The organism is Rheinheimera tilapiae (assembly GCF_042432165.1).
Taxonomy (GTDB): domain Bacteria; phylum Pseudomonadota; class Gammaproteobacteria; order Enterobacterales; family Alteromonadaceae; genus Pararheinheimera; species Pararheinheimera tilapiae.
Window position 1 is genome coordinate 84,269 of record NZ_JBHLXP010000001.1, and the last position, 20,003, is coordinate 104,271.

Below are 20,003 nucleotides of genomic sequence, written 5' to 3' on the forward strand. Positions count from 1 at the left end.
TATTGTTATCACTGGAATCAGTCGACCGAGTATGCCAAACATTGTGACAATATCACGAATTTTTTGCAGCCAACCGCTCGCTTTGTGCGCCGAATGGGGTTGGATACCGGTGCAACTTTCCTTTGCAGTCGATGTGGGGTGAATTTTGATACGACTGCTAACGATTGGATTATGTAGCCTGAGCCTGTTTTCAGCCTCGAGCCATGCAAAAACCGAGGTGATGCACATCGGCACACTCATAACAGCATCAGATCAAGGCCGCAACCGTAGCCATGACGTTGGAGCAAGCGCTGCAGTATGTAGCAAAAGGGCGGGTCGATGTGGCGGTATTGCCTAAAGCCGAAGCCGAATATGTATTGCAGCAAATGAAGGTACGGCAGGTACAGGCGGTACAACCTGCACTGGAACTATTACCGATGTATCACTACATTCATCAGAAGCATCAGGCGCTGGTTGGTCCGCTGACCGCGCAGTTGGAAAAACTCATAGCACCGGTCCAGGCCACCGGACATCAATAAGCGGAGCGCTTTATGTATCGAATGACCGAAGTGGAACTGACAGAACCGGCATTAATCACTTTGTTTGGCAAACTGGCCGATGCTTTGGGTAATAGTTTGGATGAGGAACCGGAAAAGCTCAGTTTTAACGAGGCGGGGCTACTGTTGGCAGTGGTTGCCTGGCACGATGGGCATGCCGTCGGATGTGGCCTGTTGCGCAAAGAAGATGTCAATCGCGTCGAAATCAAACGTATGTATTCAAGTCAGCCGGGTGTTGGCTCAGCCGTGTTACAATATTTGGAACAAAAGGCCCGCAGTCATGGTTTCAAGACCTTGCTGGCAACGGCACGCATCATTAACAGCAAAGCGCTGAATTTTTATCTGCATAAAGGCTTTAAAAAATGTCCCTCTTATGGCAAATATCGTTACAGTTCTCAAACCTTCTGCATGGAAAAGCCGCTGGATTAACTGGCCGGCAGGGGCCTGACGCTTGAAAGTTGCTTTTGGATTACCCAAAGTTTTATTGATTTGCAGCGCGGTATTAATAGCTGTGGTCAGTCTTTGTTTATATCTGGCATTGGGGGGAAGCCGTGACAACCCGGCTCATCAACCCGTGCAGGTGTGGTTGTTGCAGGACGAAGCAGTGCAAAGTCCACAACAAGCCAGGCAGATCCCGGCTAAACATTGGCAGTTGTTAGCCGATCCGACCCGGCAACTTGGTTATGGCTTGGGAACTCTTTGGTTCCGGCTGGTGTTCGAGCCCCGCGATGGCTATGTTCTGGCGCTTGATGCGCCATTCCTCGATGAAGTCGATTTTTACCTGCTGACCCCGGATGACCAGTTGCTACAACAGATGCAGACTGGTGATCAACGGCCTTTTGCGCAACGACGCCTTCCCGCCAGTAGCATGATGTTCCCGGTGCAAGCCAGTTGGCAAAGCGCGCAGGCTGAGGTGTATGTTCGGATGCGAAATGTGGGTCTGAGTTATCTGCCAATTCGCTACGTAGAGCAGGAGGCAGCGCTGAAACAAGCCACACGCCAGCAAATGCTGCATAGCTTTTTCCTCGGCATTTTACTGTTTGCAGCTTTATTGGCGGTGTTATTGGCCACGGTCACCCGGCAACATAGCTTGCATTTGTTCAGTGGTTTGTTGTTGTGCATCGCCGCCGTGCAGGCCGAACTGAATGGCTTGCCATTTCAATGGTTATGGCCGGGATCGCCTGGTTGGAACCGGTTGACCGAATGGTGTCTGCCGCTGGCTGTGTTAAGTTGCGCCGGCTTTGTCAGCAGCTATTTCAACTTATCCACCGGATGGCTGCGCCAGCTGTTTCGGCTGCTAATGTTCCTGAGCGTAGTGCTGCTGTGCGCGACGCAAATCAGCGTGTTGTTAGAGTCTTATCACTGGCAAAGTCAGCTGAAACAGCTGGCGGTTTTTCTGATGCAGGCTTGTGTGCTGGCGACTTTAAGCACCGGGCTCTGGATGCTGAAAAGTCAGCGCCGTAAGGCCGTGTTATTTTTGTTGCCGATGTCGGTGTTGATGCTCAGCGTGGTATTGGCTGCATTGCGGGCTTTAGGCATTTTGCCGGAATCTGCCTTTGCCCGTTCAGTGCTGGAACTGGGCACAACATTGGCGGCCGTCCTGATGACCAGCAGTCTGGTGCTGGGCATCTATCTGGAAAAAGCCTGGCAGGCACAAGTACAGCAAGCGTTGCTTGAGCGTAACGAGCAGCTGAGTAAGTTGCAGCAACAAGAGCTGAACCGCTCGAAAATTGCGCCTTTTTATGGCCTCGGTTCGCGGCTGGCGCTGGTTGAATTGCTCAATTATGAGCTGCAACAGCACAGATCCCGCTATCGTTTGTTATTGCTGGAGTTTCAGCAATATAGCCGCATCGAGGCGGTGCTGGGCCGTCGGCAGAGTACGGCTATCGTCAATGCTTACGTCGATTCGTTATTGGTGTTATGCCAGCGTCATGGTACTGCTGTGGTGAGTTTAGGTGCCGAGCGGCACCAGACGCTATTTTCGCTGGCGACCGACCGGTTTGCATTGTTGGTCCAACAAAGTGATTTTGTGCCGGTGTTAACCGGTATCCGCAAGTTGTTGCATCAGAAATTCACGGTAGACGGTTTTACGCCGGACTTAAAACCACATTATGCCTCGGTGACAGTCAGCAGCGAATATGGTCAGGACGCGGAAGAGCTGATTGCGCATGCCGCGCTTGCCATCACCTATGTACAAAAAACCGCCGGCCACCTGAGTTATCAGCATCAGTTAGGTGCGGACAGCCGGCAGCGTTTGGCGATGGTTGCCGGTCTGGCGCATGCGGCAAATGCCGGGCAATTCAGTTTGCTATTCCAGCCATTATTGCAAATCAGCACACAGCAACCCTGTGGCGCAGAGGCATTTATCCGCTGGCAGCATCCACAGCTGGGACCGGTGTCGCCGGCGGTGTTTATTCCGTTGGCCGAAGAAGCCGGTTTGATGAGCAGTATTACGGCCTGGGTCTATAAAGAAGTGCGTAAAATCCAAAACCAGTTGCTGGAACAGCAGATCATGTTGCCAATTTCAATGAACCTGTCAGCACAGGATTTAGAGAATCCGGCTTTAATCAACAGCATCCTGCAGCATGAACAGAAGTATGCATCGGCGCAGCGGGTTAAGTTCGAGCTGGCAGAAAGCGCGCTGGCACCGGACGCGCCGGCTGTACAAAAATCACTGCAGTTGCTGAAACAGGCGGGGAGCACGCTGGTGATGGACGATTTCGGCGCCGGGCAGTCGATGCTGACCAAGCTGGGCAATCTACCAGTGTCAGAACTGAAAATTGATATGGCGTTGTTGACCATGCTGGATACGCATCGCGAACAGTTGCTGGCCGGCGCAATTAAACTGGGTAAAGCGCTCGATATGACGGTGATTTGTGAAGGCGTTGAGCACCAGCATCAGCTGGATTTCCTGATCTTAAATGGTATTGACGCAGTGCAGGGTTATCTCATTGCCAGACCGATGCCTGCAGCTGAACTGCCACGCTGGCTGGCAAAGCATCAAACGTCAGCAACGACCTCCGCCTTGTCACAACCCGCCTGAGACTGGCGATGCGCCGTAGCAGATTAAGCCTCAGGCCTTGAGAAGGTCGCGGGTCTGCCCCATTATATGCCTATCTCCGGCCCGCTTGACGGGCGCTTCGACTCTGCAGGTCCGTTATGAACAATATCCTTTTAGAATTTACCGGCTTACCACCATTTAGCCAGATCACTGCCGACGCGGTAAAACCCGCCGTTGAGCAGGCCTTGGCCCGTTGCCGCAGCGCGATCGAACAAGCAGTGGCCACCACGCCGGTCAGTTGGCACAGCCTGATCACGGCGACCGAAGACAGCGCCGACCATTTAAGCCGGCTCTGGTCGCCGGTGTCCCATTTAAATTCAGTATTGTCTTCGCCGGAACTGCGTGATGCTTACGAAAGTTGCCTGCCGCTGTTATCCGATTTCAGTACCTGGGTCGGTCAGCATGAAGGCTTGTATCAGGCCTATTTACAGCTGTCGCAAAGCAGTGAATATGCCACGCTCAGCGCGGCGCAGCAGAAGGTCATTCAAAATGCGCTGCGTGACTTTAAGTTATCCGGCATTGGTTTAGCCGATGATAAAAAGCTGCGTTACGGCGAAATTCAGAGCCGCAGTTCTGATCTGGCTTCAACCTTTTCCAATCATTGTCTCGATGCGACCCAGGCCTGGTTTAAGCAAGTTACTGATGTCGCTGAATTGACCGGTCTGCCGGAAGATGCGCTGCTGGCGGCGCAGGAAGCGGCGGCTGCGCGTGAAGTCGATGGTTATGTCTTTACGCTGGAGTTCCCGAGCTATATCGCCGTGCTGACCTATGCCGACAACGCTGCGCTACGCGAAGAGATGTACAGCGCCTATTGCACCCGGGCTTCCGATCAGGGCCCAACCGCCGGTCAGTTTGATAACAGCCCGCTGATTGAAGAAACACTGGCGCTGCGTCATGAACTGGCCCAATTACTCGATTTTAACAACGCCGCCGAAGAGTCGCTGGCCACCAAAATGGCGGAGCATCCACAGCAAGTACTGGATTTCCTTGCTGATTTAGCCCGTCGCGCCCGGCCACAGGCGCAGCAGGATTTAGCCGAGCTGACCGCTTTTGCCAAAGCAGAGTTTGGTGTCGAGCAGCTGAACGCCTGGGATGTGACCTATTACGCGGAAAAACTGAAGATGGCCAAATACGCCATCAACGACGAACTGCTACGGCCGTATTTCCCGCAACCCAAAGTGCTGGCCGGTTTGTTTACCGTACTCAATAAATTATTTGGTGTCACAGTGACCGAGCGCGCCGGGGTCGATGTCTGGCACCCGGATGTGCAGTTCTTTGATATTCATGATGAAACTGGCGCACTGCGTGGTAGTTTCTACCTCGATTTATATGCGCGGGCGAAAAAACGCGGTGGCGCCTGGATGGACGACTGTCAGGGTCGCCGTCATCGTGCCGACGGCACCTTACAACATCCAATCGCCTATCTGACCTGTAATTTCAATAAACCTATCGGCGGCAAACCGGCGTTGTTCACGCATGACGAAGTGGTGACCTTGTTCCACGAGTTTGGCCATGGTCTGCACCATATGCTGACGCAGGTGGATGCCAGTGCGGTCGCCGGTATCAGTGGGGTGCCTTGGGATGCGGTGGAATTACCGAGCCAGTTCCTGGAAAACTGGTGCTGGTCGCCGGAAGCACTGAGCATTATTTCCGGCCATTATGAAACGGGTGAGCCGTTGCCACAGGCGCTGCTGGATAAAATGCTGGCGGCGAAAAACTTCCAGAGCGCGATGTTTTTAGTGCGTCAGCTGGAGTTCGCGCTGTTCGATTTCCGCTTACATGCCGAATATGACCCGGCACAAGGCGGCCGCGTGCAGCAGTTGCTTGATGATGTCCGCAGTCAGGTCTCGGTGATAGTGCCGCCGCGGTTTAACCGCTTCCAGCACAGTTTTAGCCACATTTTTGCCGGTGGTTATGGTGCCGGTTATTACAGCTACCTGTGGGCGGAAGTGTTGTCAGCCGATGCCTTCAGCCGCTTTGAAGAAGAAGGTATTTTTAACGCCGTCACCGGTCGCGATTTCCTGCATTGTATTCTGGAACGTGGTGGCAGTGCCGAGCCGATGGAACTGTTTAAAGCGTTCCGTGGCCGGGAGCCGTCCAATGCCGCTTTATTACGGCATATGGGCATTGCGGCATGATAACCCATCGCCTGTCCGCAGCAGTGACTGCCGCAGTTGTGGCGTTGCTGCTTTCGGGTTGCGGGCCTGCATCCACTGAGCAAATCGCAGTACAGGAGCCGACCATGAGCCAACCGCCCGCTAAAACTACGGCAGCACCAGTGGCTGATGATCCGGCGGCTTTGTATGCCGAGATTAAGGCGATGGTGGGCACAGCGGCGGCAACAGAGCCGCTACAGTGCAAAAAAACCGGTCTTGGCCATAAACCTTGCGGCGGGCCAGCGTCGTATCTGATCTATTCGACCCAAGGTCTTGATGAGGCACGGCTGCTGCAAAAAGTATCGCGGTATAACCAGCTGGTGCAGGCGGAGCAGGAGCGGCTCGGGCTGGTGTCTGATTGCGCTATCGTGCCGGAACCGGGCGTCGCGCTGGTCGGCGGTTTTTGTGTCGCTAGCGGTCAGGGCGACACCTTTTAACCAGTCTGGCGTTGAGACCGCGCAAAGCGGGACAGAGGATTTACATGGTTGAACAATTCAGCAGTATTTATCAGCGGGCTGCCGATCGCAAAGGCGGTACCGCGGCATTAGAAGCCTTATCCGGCAAGCCACTGAGCCCGTCGCAGCTGAAAAGTTACAGCAATGCAGACTGGCTCAGTGCTTTTAGCAAAAAAGTGTTTCAGAGTGGTTTTGTCTGGCGGGTGGTTGAGCAAAAGTGGCCGGGTTTTCGCGAAGTGTTTTTTGATTTTGCGCCGGAAAAAATCCTGTTGTTGTCTGACGAAATGCTGGCCGCAAAAGCCACAGATCCCCGCATTATCCGCAACGCCGGCAAAGTGCTGAGTATTCAGGCCAATGCCCAGATGATTTATGAGCTTGAACTGGAATATGGTCCGTTCAGTGCGCTGATCGCCGACTGGCCCGGTGAGCGCATCATTGAATTGTGGGCGCTGCTGAAAAAACGCGGTGCCCGGCTCGGTGGCAACACTGGTGCGTACAGTTTGCGCGCCATGGGCAAAGATACTTTTTTGCTCAGTCAGGATGTCGAAGCCTATCTGCGTGCTTATCAGGTGATTGACGGCGGGTTGACCAGCCAAAGCAGTCTGAAAAAAATTCAGGCGCAGTTCAATGACTGGCAACAACAATCCGGCCGGTCGTTACAACAAATCAGTCAGATCGTATCGATGAGTGTCGGCGATAACAGAGTCGGTTTTGCCACAGGAACCACGGATTGATGCAGCAGGCTCTATTGTACCGCGCTGGCCTCGCCGGACCGCTGGAAGCAGAACTGCTGGCGTTGCTGGCACCATTCGCGCTAACCGAAACGGACACCGCACAGGGCTGGTACCTGACGCTGCAAGACAGCGCATTGGTGCTGCGTAATGCGGACTTACCTAAACAAGGGGACATTCTGGTCGATTTTGCCAGTGGCGCAGCCACGCACCGGCGTAAATTCGGCGGCGGCAAAGCAGAAGGCATCGCCAAAGCGGTCGGCTTAAACAAAAAACCGGGCCTGAGCGTGATTGATGCCACCGCCGGTCTTGGCCGCGATGCCTTTGTGCTGGCGAGTCTGGGCGCTATGGTGACGCTGGTGGAACGAAATCCGCTGGTTGCGGCTTTGCTGGCGGATGGTTTGCGCCGCGGTGCACGGGATCCGCAGACGGCTGACTGGTTGCCACAGCGCATGCAACTGGTGCATCTGCCCGCGCTGGAAGCACTGCACAGCCTGCCGGCACCTGATGTGGTGTTTCTTGACCCGATGTTCCCACCGCGTGAGAAATCAGCGCTGGTGAAAAAAGAAATGCGCGCTTTTCATGATGTCGTGGGCGCCGATGACGACGCGGATGCGCTGTTGGCGCCGGCGCTGGCATTGGCCAAACATCGGGTAGTGGTTAAGCGGCCTGGATATGCTGAGTTTCTGGCTGGTAAAAAGCCGACCATGAGCATCGAAGGCAAAAATAACAGATTTGATGTGTATGTGAATGCCGGATTTTGAGTCCGGCCCTGGAGCAAGAAACATGAGTGACAATCGTATCGCCGTTGGTCAATCGTTACCGGCAGTAAGCTTTCAGCGCCTGACCGACAATGGTCTGGTGACTTTAACTACCGAACAGCTATTCGCTGGTGAACGGGTCGTGCTGTTTGCCTTGCCGGGCGCTTTTACCCCGACCTGCAGCGCGGCGCATTTGCCGGGTTTTATCAGCCTTGCCGAACAGTTTTTCCAGGCAGGCGTTGATCGTATTCTGTGTACCGCGGTCAATGATGCTTATGTGCTGGATGCCTGGGGGCAGCAACAGCAGGCCGGCGACGTGCAATTTATCGCGGATGGCGCCGGCTCATTTGCCAAAGCCATCGGCATGGCCACGGACAGTGGCGAATTTGGCGGCATCCGATCGCTACGCTACAGCATGTTGCTGGAAGACGGCGTGGTGCAGCTGCTGAATCTGGATTTACCGAAGACATTTGAAGTCAGTAAAGCGGAAGTGTTACTGGCGCAAATCCGCCAACGTTGATCCGGTTTTTTTGAGACGATTCAGGGACAAAGCCAATTGTCAGCATTGTCCCGATCGGGCTTTTAGCTATACTGAGTGCTCCTCCAGTACTTGCCGGGATCATACTCAGTGCCGTTGTTGCCGCCCATTCCTGCCTTATCCTGGTTTAATCAACACCGTTTGCTGACTATGGTGTTGGTTTGTCTGTTTCATCTGTTGCTAAGCTGGCTTGGTTTACAGGTACCGTTTTTTAATGAACATATCAGTCTGATTTGGCCTGCCACCGGGTTTACCATCGCGGTGATCTGGCGCCTCGGCTACAGCTACAGTATTTCGATCGCCGTCAGTGTGATTTTGCTGACATCGTTGCAGGGGTTGCCACTGGCCAGCAGTATTGCTCTGGGGCTTGGTAACGCGCTGGGACCGGCACTGGCGGTGCGGTTATTTGCGGTGAAAAAGTTGCGCTATCAGTTGGATAACGCACGGGATTTGATTTGGTTTTTAGTCTTTTCGATTGGCGTTGGCACGTTCATCACCTCAGTGAATGGTGCCAGTCAGTTATGGATCAGTGGGTACGTCAGCGATGCCCTGTGGTTTTCAACGATGCTGGCCTGGTGGTTCGGCGATAGTTTCGGGGTGCTGGTGTTTGGTATTCCGTTGCTGTGTTTTCAACGCCGGCAGTGGCGGTTGTTATCCGGCTGGCGGTTTTGGAGCGTTTTAAGTCTGTCCGGGCTCACTTCTTTGCTGGTGTTCTGGATCCCCGGTGCGCATTTGTGGTCACCGACCTTGTTGTTTGTGCCTTTGCTGGTGTTGTTATGGATAGTGCTGCGGCAGGGCTTATGGGCGTCGTCGGTCAATGTGGCGTTGATCACCAGTCTGGCGGTGATTGGCACCGTCCAGGGGCGCGGCATGTTTGTCGACCCGGAGCCGCTGCAATCGTTATTCAGTATCAGCAGCTACATTCTGGTGATCAGTCTGTTCAGTTATTTGCTGGCATTTTTACATCAGTCCAGCGAACGGACCCGCGACAATGTCAACAGCGCCTTGCAGGGATCAGGTCTTGGGATTTGGCAACTTGATTTGCAGCAGGATCAGGTGCAGTTTTTCGGCCAAGCGGAAGTGATGCTGGGTTATCAGGCCGGTGAACTGGGCCGGGGGTTTCAGCACTGGACTAACCTGTTACACCCGGATGATGCGGCGCCGACCCGGTTGGCGCTGACACAACATCTCAAAGGGATCACGCCGCTATACCAAATTGAGTTCCGCTTGCGACATAAAGCCGGCCACTGGGTCTGGATGCTGAGTCAGGGCCGGGTCGTCGAACGGGACGCCCAAGGCCGCGCCAGCCGGATGGTCGGCAGCAATACCGACATCAGTGCGCTGAAGCAGGCCGATTTGGCCGTCAGTCAGTTAAAAGATTTTTATGCCACTGTGCTCAGTAAAGTGGTGACCGGTGTCTGGGTTGGTGACGCGCGCCACCGGCTGATTTATGTCAACCAAGGGCTAAGCCGGCTGATGTCGATGGCAGAGACGGATTTGTTAAATAAACAAATTCTGACTGACTTCCCGGAGCAGACACTGCAACATTTTCGGCCGTTTTATTACCGCGCTATGCATGGTCTGACACCGGTGCGGTTTGAAGCGCTGCCAATCCAGACGCCTGGCGGTCGTCAGTTGTTTCTCAGTGGCTGGCTGGTGCCATTGCTCAAAGATGGCAGTTTTGATGGCATGATCGGCACCGTGGATGACATGACACAGCAGCGCCAGTATGAGCAACAAATTCTGCAACTGGCATTTGTTGATCAGTTAACCGGTTTACCAAATCGCGCCGCGTTGCAGGACAAAGCCCGCGATCTGCTGGCGGGCGCATTGCAGCAACAGCAGCAATTGGCGGTGTATCACATCGATTTAGATCACTTTCAGCACATCAATGACTCAATGGGGCACGACACCGGCGATATGCTGCTGAAAATGGTGGCGGAGCGGCTGAAAATGCTGACGACAGCACAAGACCTGCTGAGCCGGCCAGGTGGTGATGAATTTTTCCTGATCCGTGCCTGTCGCACTGAGCATGATGTATTGCAAACGGCACATCAGTTGATTTTGTTGATGTCCGAGGCATTTGCGGTGGAAGAACGCATGCTGCAGGTCAGCTGCAGTATCGGTATTGCGTTGTTTCCGCAGCACGGTCTCAGTTTTGCTGAGTTGCAGCGAATGGCAGACATAGCGCTGTATGCCGCCAAAGCTGCCGGCCGTAACCGCTATAGCTTGTACAACCCGCAAATGTCAGAGATTTTGCACGAGCGACTGCAACTGGAACATGGCATGCGCAGTGGTTTATATGCCGGTCAGTTCAGTTTGCATTATCAGCCGGTACAGACATTGGCAGATCGGCAAATTGTCAGCGTTGAAGCATTATTGCGCTGGCAGCATCCGCAGTTAGGTAATGTCAGCCCGGTGCGTTTTATCCCGCTGGCAGAACATTCCGGTTTTATCGTTGAGCTTGGCGAATGGGTATTGCAACAGGCACTGAAACAGCTGGCGCGCTGGCGGACGCAAGGGGTGATCTTGCGGGTCGCCGTGAATATTTCTACAGTCCAACTGCGGCATCCGGACTTCCTGCGACAGCTGCAACAAGCGCTGACCCAACATGGTGTCGCCGGCAACCAGCTTGAGCTTGAACTGACTGAATCAGTGCTGGCAGAGCAGGTTGAGCAAAGCCGGCATTTGCTGCAACAGATCCGGGCGCTTGGCGTCACTTTAGCACTGGATGATTTTGGCACCGGTTATTCCAGTCTGGCCTACCTGAAAAGCTTTCCGCTGGATAAGTTAAAAATAGACCGCTCATTTGTCCGTGATTTGCTGACCGATCCGGATGATCGCGCCATCGTGCATTCGGTCGTCGTGCTCGGGCATAGCCTCGGCATGCGGGTCGTGGCAGAAGGCGTGGAAGATGCCGGTCAACTGCATCAGTTGCAGCAGATGGATGTCGATGAAGTCCAGGGCTATCTGCTCAGTAAACCTTTACCGCCAGAAGAACTGGAAAACTGGCTGCGCCGGGTGCACAGCCTAGGGCTACCACATCTGCAGTAGCTGCCCCGCCGGCAACAAAGCTGCAGCGGCAAGGACGAAGGGTATAGTTTTGTAAAGCTGATGCCGGGCCGGGCACCCTTTTCGCTAAACTGAGTCATAGCAGGCAGTTTTCTGCGAAATTGGGTGAAGATGTGGCGCAATTATTGTTAATCGACGATGACAAAGCACTGACAGCGATGCTGGCAACTTATCTGCAGCGCGAGAGCTTTCAGGTGACAGTGGCCAATGACGGTTTAACCGGCCTGCAATTGGCGTTGGGGCAGCAATATGACCTGTTGGTGCTGGACGTGATGATGCCGCAGCTGGATGGTATTGCCTTGCTGAAACGTCTGCGTCAGGTCAGCGACAAACCGGTATTGATGCTGACCGCCCGCGGTGACGATATTGACCGGGTCGTCGGTTTGGAACTGGGGGCGGACGATTATGTGCCCAAACCTTGTTTGCCGCGTGAACTGGTGGCGCGGATCCGAGCCATTCTGCGCCGGGTGCAGTTGCAGCAACAACCAGATTTACAATTGCATGAAGGCCCGTTATTGCTGACCCCTGCTAACCGCAGTGCCTCGGTCTATGGTCGGGCGCTGGAGCTGACCGGTGCTGAATTCAGCCTGTTGTGGTTGCTGGTCAGTCAGGCGGGCCGCATCGTCAGTAAAGCGGATTTATCCGCGCAGGGGCTTGGTAAAACACTGTCGCAATATGACCGCAGTATCGATGTGCATATCTCCAACATCCGCGCCAAACTGGGCCCACGCCCGGATAATCAGCCCTGGATCGAAGCCGTGCGTGGCAAAGGCTACCAGTGGCTGAAATACAGTTCACAAGGGTAATACTGCATGGGACAACTGTTCTGGAAGTTTTTACTGGCGTTCTGGTTGGCGTTGATCCTGGCTTTTGGTGCCGTATTTACGCTGAATCAGCTCAGCCAGTCGCCAGAACAGAACCGCGCGCTGTTCAGTCCGCAAGGTCGCTTTTTTCTGCAAAATGCCCAACAGCTGATCGATAGCGGTGGCGTGCCATTGCTGCTGACACTGGTGAAAAACTGGCAGGACGATCCAATGGCCCGCGAACAGTTGCTGGTACTCAATGCTGCTGGCACTGACTTGTTGGGACGGCCGGTGCCGGCGGAGGTGCAAGCCAGTCCGCGGGCAAAAACGCTGACGGTACAGGCAAACGGGCAACCGCTGCAGCTGGTATTGGCTGACAAAGATAACTTCTGGCAAATACGCGCGTTAGCAATACGCGAACGGGTCAGCCCGCGCGATGCGACTGGTCAGGCGAGACCCGATCTGGCGAGACCCGGCCAACCTCCGCTACGGCCACCGTTCTGGTTTCATCCGTTGTTTTTGCTGGTCGCGGTGATCGTCACCAGTATGGCGGCCAGTTTAGGCCTGGCCTGGTATTTTGCAGCACCGGTGCGCCAGTTAAAGGCCGCGCTCAGTGAACTGCCGCAGCAGCAATGGCAAACGCAGCTCAGCAGCGATATGACGGGCCGGCGCGATGAATTTGGCGCCTTAGCCCGCAGTTTTAATCAAATGGCGCAGCAGGTTTATCAGGCCATTGTGTCGCAGCGCCGGCTGCTGCACGACGTCTCACATGAACTGCGTTCGCCGCTGGCACGCCTGCAATTACTGACGGGGCTGGTGCGGCAGCATCCGGCGGATTTGGATCTGGCGCTGGAAAAAATCGACGCCGAAGCGGTACGGCTTGATCAGCTCGTCGGCGAGATCCTGACGTTTTCCCGGCTGGAAAGCGGCGAAGTACAACCGCAAATTGTGGCGGTGCCGGTGCATGAATTACTCGAATCGATCTGTGACGACGCGACGCTGGAAGCGCACAATCGCCAACAACAGTTAGTGCTGGAACAAAACCCGCTGGCGTGGGTGCAGGCGGATGCGGAGTTATTGTTTCGCGCCTTGGAAAATGTGGTGCGCAATGCCATCAAATATGCCGGCAGTGGCGCGACTATTCGGATCAGCAGCTGCCTTTTGCCAACTGAATTACTGATCAGTATTGCCGACAACGGCCCCGGTGTAGCGCCTGAATTGCTGCCGCTGTTATTTAATCCGTTTTTTCGTGCCGACAAACAAACCGATGGCGTTGGCCTGGGGCTGAGTATTGCGCTACGAGCAGTGGCGACCTGTGGCGGCCAGATCAATGCGGAAAACCTGTGGCATGCCGACGGTAGCCGCCGGGCAGGCCTGCAGGTGCAGATCCGCTTGCCATGCCAGGCTGGCAGCTAATTGCCGCTATGGCGTTGCTGTACGGTGTATTTGCCGGCTGAACACTGCATTTTCGCCAAATAAACGCTGTTCGTGGCGCTTTTTACCTCGTTTTCCTGCACAAACTTTACTGTCCGGCTACCGTTCTGAACACGGCGGGGACATGTTATTGCATGCCTATTCAGTGCGACGGACCGCGGGTCCGTGCTGAAACAGGAGCAATGCAAATGCAAATTCAAAGTCAGAATCATTGGGTCAACCGGCAGCTGACGCAGCGACCGCCAGTCAGTCAGGACCAAATTAAAGCCGATGCCAGTGCTGTTTTTCAGAAACTGGACAGTAAACAACAAGGGTATTTAGATCAGGCTGATTTTAGTGCCGCCCTGAGCGCATTGGGCACACAAGGCCAGGTGCAGCAGTCAGCGCCAGATGATGAGCAGCAGGCGGCATGGTTCAGCCAACTGGACGCTGATCAGGACGGTAAGCTGACCAGCGATGAGTTCAGTACGTCTGTTGCGCAGCAGTTATACAATGCGCAGGGGCAGACCGGCATGGCACGCGGGCCGCATGGTTTGCCGCCGGAAGATACCGGTAAAACGATCGATGAGCTGACCGCAATGGCTGACGAAATTGGCAACAGCGATAGCAACGCGGCGGCGGGCCTGCAGGCTATTATCGACCAGTTTGACAGTGCAGATGTCGATAAAGACGGTAAAGTGACGATGCAGGAAGCGATGGCACTGAAGCAGCAAAGTGCCAGTGCCACCGGCTCGGACAGCAGTACTACCAGCAGTACAGCCACCAATCAAAACAGTGCTGACAGCGGTCAATTACGGTTACAACAGACGCTGATGCAATTGATGAAAACCTATGGCGCAGCTGCTGGTCAGCCCGCAGATGACAGTCGCATGTCATTCAGCGTGTGACTCTTTACAGCAACTGAGCATGTTAACCTGATGTTTGCCAGTTGCTGTAAATTTCTGAATTTTGAGGGTTTTTCCGGCAATCGCACGCGAAAATTCAGAAAATCTGCTGGTCAGGCTTGCCAATATGCATAAACCACCAATACTTTGGACAAAGCATTGTGTTGGATGCTTCGATCCCCGAATGGATGTTGACTAGAGGTTGTTATGCAGAAGAAAATTTTAACCGCCGCTTTACTCTTATCTGTGGCTGCTTTTACCGCCCCGATGGCTCAAGCTCAGGAACAATGGGGTGTCTCACTGTGTGAATACACCAAAGCTGACGACAAAAACCGCATCCGTAAGCTGTTGTCGGATAATAAAATCAACCTACGTAAAGTCTATGATGCCGTGCAGTGCAATAAAGAATCACTGATTAAGTTCGCTATGCGCAGTGACGCTTATGAAGTCGGTTCATTTTTTGTGAAGCAGATGCCGGCAAAATCACTGCAGGCAGAAGACCTGGAAAATTGGGCTAATACCAATGGGTTGGGCCAGTCTCCACTGATTAACGATATCAAAGCCCGCATCGGCGCGGACTAGTTCAGGCATACCCATGTTCTCCAACATGAAATAACCACGCCGGCATTTGCCGGCGTTTTTATTTCTGTCGCTATTATCTTTTATGTCTCTATTGCCGCATGCTAATTTTCCAGCTATTGCTATGGTTGTGTGTATAAAACAAGCCGGAGGTCATGATGCAAGGTGTCGTTTACACAGCGTTGGCAGATATGGTGATTGAACAGCTCGGGTTACCGGTCTGGGAGCAAATACTTGATGCTGCAGCACTACCCAGTCAGGGCGCTTATACTGCTGGCGCCCGTTATGATGATGCGGAGCTGTTGCAGTTGGTGACTTTGCTGAGTCAGCATACCGGCATTGCAGCACCAGATTTAGTGCGTAGTTTTGGCACATACCTGTTTAGTCAGTTGTATGCGACTTTGCCGCCACAACTGCAATCCTGCCAAAATTTGCGCGAATTCCTGTTAAAAATCGATTCGACAATTCACAAAGAAGTGAAACGTGTTTATCCGGATTCGTATTTACCGAGCTTTAAATACGATGACAGTAAACCGAGTGAACTGATTATGTATTATCAGTCCCGGCGGAAAATGTGTTTTGCGGCCGAAGGGTTAATTCAGGGCGCAGCCCGCCAGTTTAATACCGACATTCAGTTGAGCCACCCGGTTTGTATGCACCAGGGGGCTGACTGCTGTACTTTAATTGTGCACTTTCCGGAACAGAAATGAGCGAACCTTACGACTATTCGCGAGCCTGGCAACGGGAGAAACTGGCGCGCCAGCAGGCTGAGTTATTGTTACAAGACAAAACCCGGGCCTTGTACGAAAAAGTACTGGAACTGGAAGCCAGCAAACACGAGTTAGAGCAGGCGCAGGAACAGTTGCTGCAAACGCAGAAGTTACAGGCGATCGGCCAGCTGACGGCAGGCCTGGCGCATGAAATTAATAATCCATTGGCGTTTTGCATGGCAGATGTCCGGACTTTGGCTGCATATCAGCAGCAATTGTCGGCGATGTTAGGGGAAGTGGTGCAACAGTATCCGGACGCAGCCACTCTGCTACAGCGGGCCAATACGGACTGGTTGCTGGCAGATTCAGCCGATATCGTCGCGCAGCTGGAAGCAGGAATGGGGCGGATCCAACAGATTGTCGGCCAACTGCATCATTTTAGTGTTTTGGGGCAATCTGCAGCTGTCAGAATGTCTTTGCTGCAGTTGTGGAGTAATGTCTGGATGAATATTGCGCCATCGAGACTGAGTGAGATTGAAGTCCAACAACAGCTTTGTGATGTCCAGGTTGAGGTGCACTGCACCGAAATGGTCACGGCACTGACCCATATTCTGGATAATGCGCTTAAAGCACAGCCAACTAGCATCCGCTTGCATTGCGAGCGCCAGACTAAGGAGCGGGTGATGGTGGTGATTGAAGACAACGGACATGGCATGTCAACAGAGGTGCTATCACGGATCTTTGACCCGTTTTTTACCACCCGTGACGTTGGGGATGGTCGAGGTCTTGGGCTGACCGTCAGTTATGCCATAGTCCGACAGCACGGCGGTCAGATTGAATTTCAAAGTAGCCCAGGCAAGGGCACCGTCTGCACTATCACGTTACCTTGCCTCGATAACTGATGAAGAACAACAACGCCGGCAATTGCCGGCGTGTCAAGCCTGAGCCCTGTGTTAGTAGCCCGCCGCCTGGCCGTCTTTGCGCGATTCTGAGGCGCCATAATAGACGCCGCTGACCGGGTCTTTTTTGATGGCCTGATAACCACCATAACCCCCCAGGCCATAGCGGATATCGTGACCTTTTTGCAGCAACTGCTGCACGGTTTGCCAAGGGATACCACGTTCTACCTCGGTATAGCCGCCATTCTCCAGATACATACCGGTATTGTCAGTGGGTTCGGTATTGCCAAGATGCTGCCAGCGTGCGGCATCTCCGGCTTCCTGCAGATTCATGCCGTAGTCGATCATATTGACCACAATTTGCACATGTCCCTGCGGCTGCATCGCACCACCCATCACGCCAAAACTCATAAACGGCTTGTTATCCTTGGTGATAAAGGCCGGAATGATAGTGTTAAATGGCCGTTTGCCCGGTGCATAAGCATTGTGGTGTTTCGGGTCGAGCGAAAACATCTGGCCACGGTCCTGGAAGCCAAAGCCAAGGCCTGGTACGACCACACCTGAGCCCATGCCCCGATAGTTACTCTGGATCAATGACACCATGTTGCCGTCTTTGTCGGCAGTGGTCATGTAGATGGTATCGCCGGTATACAGATGCGGATTGCCGGCATCGACCCGTTGCGCCGCTTTAGGACCAATCAGTTTCGCGCGCTCCTTGCCGTAGGCTTCGGAGATCAACTCTTTGACCGGCACTTTGGCAAAATCCATATCGGCATAAAACTTGGCTCTGTCTTCAAATGCCAGCTTCTTCGCTTCGATCAACGTATGCAGACTTTCCGGGCTATTAAATCCCATACTTTTGAGGTCAAAGTTTTTCAGGATCTGCAGCATCTGTAGTGCGGCGATACCCTGGCCATTCGGCGGCAGCTCCCACACATCATAACCACGATAGTTTACCGACACCGGCTCTACCCAGGTCGAGCTGTGGCTGGCGAAATCGTCATAACGCAGATAACCGCCTTCCTTTTGCATAAAAGCATCGATTTTTTTCGCGATATCGCCTTTATAAAACGCATCGCGGCCGCCACTAGCGAGTTGTTTATAGGTAGATGCCAGCGCCGGGTTTTTAAAGATGTCGCCGGTTTTTGGGCCTTGGCCATTAATAGTGAACGTGCCTTTAAAATCACCGGGTTGGGTCGACAAGCGTGGCACTGAATTCTGCCAGTAATAGGCGATCAGCTCAGTGACCGGGAAACCGTTTTCGGCATAGCTGATAGCCGGTGCCAATACTTTTTTCATCGGCAGCTGGCCGAATTTGTCATGCAGGCTGAACCAGCCATCGACCGCGCCTGGCACACTGATCGGCAGCATACCCAGTGGCGGAATATCAGTGCGGCCCAGCTTTTTTACTTCGGCCTGCAGCTGTTCCAGTGTCAGGCCTTTGGGCGAGCGGCCCGAAGCATTGAGACCAAACAGCTTTTTGTCTTTGGCGGACCAAACGATGGCGTACAAATCACCACCGATACCACTGCCGGTGGGTTCCATCAGGCCTAAAGCGGCGTTGGCGGCAATGGCAGCATCGATGGCGTTGCCGCCTTGCTTCATCACATCCAGCGCAATTTGCGTGGCCAATGGCTGACTGGTGGCCGCCATCGCCTGGGTGGCGATGACTTCAGAGCGACTGGCAAATTCCTGGCCCGTCACACGGTCATAAGCCAGACTTTGCGCTGCTGGCAACAACAGCAAAGGGATCATCAGGGACAAAGGGGTCAAACGCATCGAAGCATACTCCGTGAGTTGTTCAGCTGATAAATTAGTTTAGTGATTTTGAAACTACTGCCTGTACGCGTCGATTACCAGACCACCGCGACCAAAGCCCCGACACCGGAGACAGGCCGCAGCCGGGCGCATTGGTCATTCCGTCAGCAACTGGCATTATGGATGACAACCTCTGCATAAGTGTCCCGAAGGAACTGATTTCAATGAAAAAGCTGCGCCGCCCTGATTTTCGTGTTGCCGCACTGAGCCTGGCTCTGGCGGGCCTGACTGCCTGCCAATCGACGGTAACTCCACTGGACCCACTGATTGGCGATACCGGCCAGCCGCTGTCAGCAGTGTCACAAGCCGCCGATGTTAAAACCTATGATTTAGCATTGGACATTGACCCGGCAAGCCAAAGTATCAGCGGCGTTGGCCGCACTGGTTTTGTACTAGTGCAGGCTACCGCGCAGGTGGAATTGAAACTCGATAGCCGCTTTACCATCGACAAAATTGAAGTCGGCGGAAAAGCCGCGATTTATAAGCGTAGTGGCGGCGTGCTGACCATTGCATTAGGCGCGGAACAACCGGCCGGCAGTGCCGTGGATGTCGCGGTGTTTTATCATGGTCAGCCGCATGTGGCGAAAAATGCGCCTTGGGCCGGTGGCACGGTCTGGGCAAAAACGCCGGATGGTAAACCCTGGATCGCCACTGCGGTACAGGGCGAGGGCTGCGATTTGTTCTGGCCTTGTAAAGACCACTTTGCTGACAAAGCTGATTCGATGCGTATTCGTCTGACCGTGCCGAATGGTTTGTCAGCGGTCACCAACGGCGTGTTGCAGCAAGTCACACCGGTTGGCAAAGACAAACAGCAGTTTGACTGGTTATTGTCAGTGCCGGCCAGCGATTACAACATTGCTTTGAATATCGGGCCTTATCAGCGTATTCAGGACAGCTACACCAGCGTCAACGGCAGTAAAGTCGCAGTGGAATTCTGGGCGTTGCCGGAAAATGCCGACAAAGCCAAAACCTTATGGCAACAGGATTTGCTGCAGCAAGTGCAATGGTATGAGCGCGTGCTCGGGCCATATCCATGGGGCAATCAGAAGCTGGGTTTTGTCGAAACGCCGCATCTTGGCATGGAACACCAGACGGTGAACGCTTATGGCAAAGGCTACAAGCGCGACGATAATGGCTACGACTGGCTGGCGCAACACGAAATGGCGCATGAATGGTTTGGTAATTTAATTACACACAAAACGCTGAATCATGCCTGGCTGCATGAAGGATTTGGTCTATACATGCAGCCGGCTTACGCCAAAGATAAGCTGGGCATCGCGGCTTATCACTACCAGCTATATAAATCCTATTTAGGGCTGTTGAACTGTGATCCGGTGGTGCGAACCGGCACTGTCACGTCCGACGAAGCATTTAACCCGGATATTTACGGTAAAGGTGGCTGGACCTTACATACCTTGCGTTATCTGGTCGGTGAACCAGTGTTCTGGCAAGCGACCCGGGAGTTGCTGTATGGCACTGCCGACACTGCGACTATTCCTTTCCCAATCACGCCGAAATACCGTACCACAGAAGACTTTATTGCCATTGTAAACCGGTTAACCGGCA

General features: G+C 53.7%; 17 protein-coding genes. 16 read left to right on the top strand and 1 reads right to left on the bottom strand.

Translation table 11 applies throughout. The annotated features are described in order from the left end of the window. Positions 1–272: 272 nt before the first annotated feature. The 15 genes from ACFFJP_RS00430 (at position 273) to ACFFJP_RS00500 (ending at position 16,622) form a co-directional block, all read left to right on the top strand. Positions 273–518 (top strand): transporter substrate-binding domain-containing protein, encoded by a 246-nt coding sequence (locus ACFFJP_RS00430; RefSeq protein ID WP_377239319.1) that lies wholly within the window; start codon positions 273–275, stop codon positions 516–518. A gap of 12 nt (positions 519–530) precedes the next feature. Continuing rightward, a complete protein-coding gene (locus ACFFJP_RS00435) occupies positions 531–965 on the top strand; it encodes a GNAT family N-acetyltransferase (RefSeq protein WP_377239321.1) in 435 nt (144 codons plus the stop codon). Positions 966–987: 22 nt separating this feature from the next. Continuing rightward, on the top strand, positions 988–3,579 hold the full coding sequence (locus ACFFJP_RS00440) for an EAL domain-containing protein (RefSeq protein WP_377239323.1): 2,592 nt from the start codon (positions 988–990) through the stop codon (positions 3,577–3,579). Positions 3,580–3,695: 116 nt separating this feature from the next. After that, positions 3,696–5,735 carry an oligopeptidase A gene (gene prlC / locus ACFFJP_RS00445; RefSeq protein ID WP_377239324.1) on the top strand — a complete coding sequence of 680 codons (2,040 nt, stop codon included), beginning with the start codon at positions 3,696–3,698 and terminating at the stop codon, positions 5,733–5,735. Between the two features lie 104 nt (positions 5,736–5,839). Further along, positions 5,840–6,190: a hypothetical protein gene (locus tag ACFFJP_RS00450; RefSeq protein ID WP_377239325.1), complete on the top strand. Its 351-nt coding sequence runs from the start codon at positions 5,840–5,842 to the stop codon at positions 6,188–6,190. 44 nt (positions 6,191–6,234) lie between these two features. After that, positions 6,235–6,942, top strand: a complete 708-nt coding sequence (locus ACFFJP_RS00455; RefSeq protein WP_377239326.1) for a DNA-3-methyladenine glycosylase I — start codon at positions 6,235–6,237, stop codon at positions 6,940–6,942. Then, complete coding sequence (locus tag ACFFJP_RS00460; protein ID WP_377239328.1) at positions 6,942–7,703, top strand: class I SAM-dependent methyltransferase; 762 nt, start codon at positions 6,942–6,944, stop codon at positions 7,701–7,703. The genes ACFFJP_RS00455 and ACFFJP_RS00460 overlap by 1 nt, the downstream gene beginning before the upstream one ends. Before the next feature lie 22 nt (positions 7,704–7,725). Beyond that, positions 7,726–8,220, top strand: coding sequence for a peroxiredoxin (locus ACFFJP_RS00465; RefSeq protein ID WP_377239330.1), 495 nt, complete (start codon positions 7,726–7,728; stop codon positions 8,218–8,220). A 108-nt stretch (positions 8,221–8,328) separates the two neighbouring features. Next, on the top strand, positions 8,329–11,292 hold the full coding sequence (locus ACFFJP_RS00470) for a bifunctional diguanylate cyclase/phosphodiesterase (RefSeq protein ID WP_377239332.1): 2,964 nt from the start codon (positions 8,329–8,331) through the stop codon (positions 11,290–11,292). 131 nt (positions 11,293–11,423) lie between these two features. Next, the gene (locus ACFFJP_RS00475) at positions 11,424–12,116 is read left to right on the top strand and encodes a response regulator (RefSeq protein WP_377239334.1); all 693 of its coding nucleotides are present in this window, start codon (positions 11,424–11,426) and stop codon (positions 12,114–12,116) included. Between the two features lie 6 nt (positions 12,117–12,122). Then, complete coding sequence (locus ACFFJP_RS00480) at positions 12,123–13,529, top strand: sensor histidine kinase (RefSeq protein WP_377239335.1); 1,407 nt, start codon at positions 12,123–12,125, stop codon at positions 13,527–13,529. Positions 13,530–13,735: 206 nt separating this feature from the next. Then, entirely contained in the window at positions 13,736–14,434 is a 699-nt protein-coding gene (locus ACFFJP_RS00485; RefSeq protein ID WP_377239336.1) for an EF-hand domain-containing protein, read from the top strand. Positions 14,435–14,638: 204 nt separating this feature from the next. Next, entirely contained in the window at positions 14,639–15,013 is a 375-nt protein-coding gene (locus tag ACFFJP_RS00490; protein ID WP_377239337.1) for a DUF3718 domain-containing protein, read from the top strand. Between the two features lie 152 nt (positions 15,014–15,165). Next, entirely contained in the window at positions 15,166–15,720 is a 555-nt protein-coding gene (locus tag ACFFJP_RS00495; RefSeq protein WP_377239339.1) for a heme NO-binding domain-containing protein, read from the top strand. Beyond that, complete coding sequence (locus ACFFJP_RS00500; protein ID WP_377239341.1) at positions 15,717–16,622, top strand: sensor histidine kinase; 906 nt, start codon at positions 15,717–15,719, stop codon at positions 16,620–16,622. The genes ACFFJP_RS00495 and ACFFJP_RS00500 overlap by 4 nt, the downstream gene beginning before the upstream one ends. A gap of 51 nt (positions 16,623–16,673) precedes the next feature. Here the strand turns inward: ACFFJP_RS00500 and ggt are convergent, their stop codons facing one another. Further along, on the bottom strand, positions 16,674–18,398 hold the full coding sequence (gene ggt / locus ACFFJP_RS00505; protein ID WP_377239342.1) for a gamma-glutamyltransferase: 1,725 nt from the start codon (positions 18,396–18,398) through the stop codon (positions 16,674–16,676). 203 nt (positions 18,399–18,601) lie between these two features. Between ggt and ACFFJP_RS00510 the strand changes: the two genes are divergently transcribed. Then, a partial coding sequence (locus tag ACFFJP_RS00510; protein ID WP_377239343.1) for a M1 family metallopeptidase occupies positions 18,602–20,003 on the top strand: 1,402 nt, incomplete at its 3' end.

Excerpts from the sequence above, each read along its gene's own strand:
- prlC (WP_377239324.1), top strand. The coding sequence starts at position 3,696 with ATGAACAATATCCTTTTAGAATTTACCGGCTTACCACCATTTAGCCAG.
- ACFFJP_RS00435 (WP_377239321.1), top strand. The coding sequence starts at position 531 with ATGTATCGAATGACCGAAGTGGAACTGACAGAACCGGCATTAATCACT.
- ACFFJP_RS00500 (WP_377239341.1), top strand. The coding sequence starts at position 15,717 with ATGAGCGAACCTTACGACTATTCGCGAGCCTGGCAACGGGAGAAACTG.
- ACFFJP_RS00465 (WP_377239330.1), top strand. The coding sequence starts at position 7,726 with ATGAGTGACAATCGTATCGCCGTTGGTCAATCGTTACCGGCAGTAAGC.
- ACFFJP_RS00480 (WP_377239335.1), top strand. The coding sequence starts at position 12,123 with ATGGGACAACTGTTCTGGAAGTTTTTACTGGCGTTCTGGTTGGCGTTG.
- ACFFJP_RS00455 (WP_377239326.1), top strand. The coding sequence starts at position 6,235 with ATGGTTGAACAATTCAGCAGTATTTATCAGCGGGCTGCCGATCGCAAA.
- ACFFJP_RS00430 (WP_377239319.1), top strand. The coding sequence starts at position 273 with ATGACGTTGGAGCAAGCGCTGCAGTATGTAGCAAAAGGGCGGGTCGAT.
- ACFFJP_RS00450 (WP_377239325.1), top strand. The coding sequence starts at position 5,840 with ATGAGCCAACCGCCCGCTAAAACTACGGCAGCACCAGTGGCTGATGAT.
- ACFFJP_RS00460 (WP_377239328.1), top strand. The coding sequence starts at position 6,942 with ATGCAGCAGGCTCTATTGTACCGCGCTGGCCTCGCCGGACCGCTGGAA.
- ggt (WP_377239342.1), bottom strand. The coding sequence starts at position 18,398 with ATGCGTTTGACCCCTTTGTCCCTGATGATCCCTTTGCTGTTGTTGCCA.
- ACFFJP_RS00495 (WP_377239339.1), top strand. The coding sequence starts at position 15,166 with ATGATGCAAGGTGTCGTTTACACAGCGTTGGCAGATATGGTGATTGAA.
- ACFFJP_RS00490 (WP_377239337.1), top strand. The coding sequence starts at position 14,639 with ATGCAGAAGAAAATTTTAACCGCCGCTTTACTCTTATCTGTGGCTGCT.
- ACFFJP_RS00485 (WP_377239336.1), top strand. The coding sequence starts at position 13,736 with ATGCAAATTCAAAGTCAGAATCATTGGGTCAACCGGCAGCTGACGCAG.